Raw genomic sequence first — 1,103 nt, forward strand, 5'->3', positions numbered from 1 at the left:
GTCCGGGGGGCCGCCGAGGGGGCGGGAGGTGGCGAGGCCGGCGAGGAGGCCGGCGGCGGCGGTGACGGCAGGGTAGCTGAGGACGTGGTCGACGGCGGCCTGCATGGCGAGGCCGGTCAGGGCGGCCGCGGCGGTCAGGACGACGGGGGTCGGGCGCGGGGAGCGCTGGAGGGCCCAGAGCAGCCAGACGTAGGAGGCGCCGAGGAGGGCGACGCCGGGCAGTCCCTGCTCGGCGGCCAGTTGCAGGGGCGCCGACTGCGGCGTGCCCCCGCCGGGCGCCGAAGGAGCCGGTGCGGTGCCCGCCTCGGCGAAGCGGCCCGGGCCGATCCCGCGTACGGGATGGTCCCGGGCGGTCTCCAGGGCGTCGTGCCACAGCCGGACCCGGGCCGGGGTGAGCTGCCCGGACAGCGAGGCCGACAGCCCCGGCGGCAGGGCGTCGACGGCGACCGCGCAGGTGCCGCCGACCGCCACGACGAGGGCCAGGGCCAGGCCCGCGAGGCCGACCGCGCGGCGCGTGCGGTCGGCGGCAAGCGAGCACAGGACCACCCCGAGGCACGCCGCGAACCCCGCGGCGGAGCCGACGGCCAGCGCGAACCCGGCCGCCGTGGCGCCGAGCAGGCGCAGGCCCAGCCGGAGCGGTCGGGTCCGCGCGGCCCAGGCTGCACAGCAGGCGGCGCCGGTGGCGAGCACCATGAGCGCGGCGTCGGCGTTCGCGTACCCGAGCGGCGGGGTGTCCGGGCCGCCGGACAGGCGACCGGGGAGGGCGACCACCAGGACGACCGCGGTCAGGGCCGCCACGGCGGGGACGGCCACCGGACGCAGGGCGCCGCCGACGCGGCCTGCCGCGTATCCGGCGGTGACCGCCAGGACGGCCAGGAGCACGCCCTCGGGACGGGCCGGGTGGCCCGCCGCGGCGACCAGCGACCACACCGCGCAGCCGGCGAGGACCAGCGCGCCGACCGCGTCCGTCCATCCGGAGCGCGGGCGTTCCGCCGGGCCGTCGCCGGCACCCCCGACCCCTGACCGCGTGCCACCGGTTCGCGTGTCCATCAGCGCACCCCCTGACCCCCGGGGCCGGGGGGTTCCCCGGGGGTCACCGTAAC

General features: G+C 80.4%; 1 protein-coding gene. It reads right to left on the reverse strand.

Going from position 1 to position 1,103, the window contains the following annotated elements; all coding sequences use genetic code 11:
- A partial coding sequence (locus PV341_RS45040; protein WP_500361037.1) for an O-antigen ligase family protein occupies nucleotides 1-1,050 on the reverse strand: 1,050 nt, incomplete at its 3' end.
- Nucleotides 1,051-1,103 lie beyond the last annotated feature (53 nt).

The organism is Streptomyces sp. PA03-1a, assembly GCF_033792805.1.
In the GTDB taxonomy this organism is placed as follows: domain Bacteria; phylum Actinomycetota; class Actinomycetes; order Streptomycetales; family Streptomycetaceae; genus Actinacidiphila.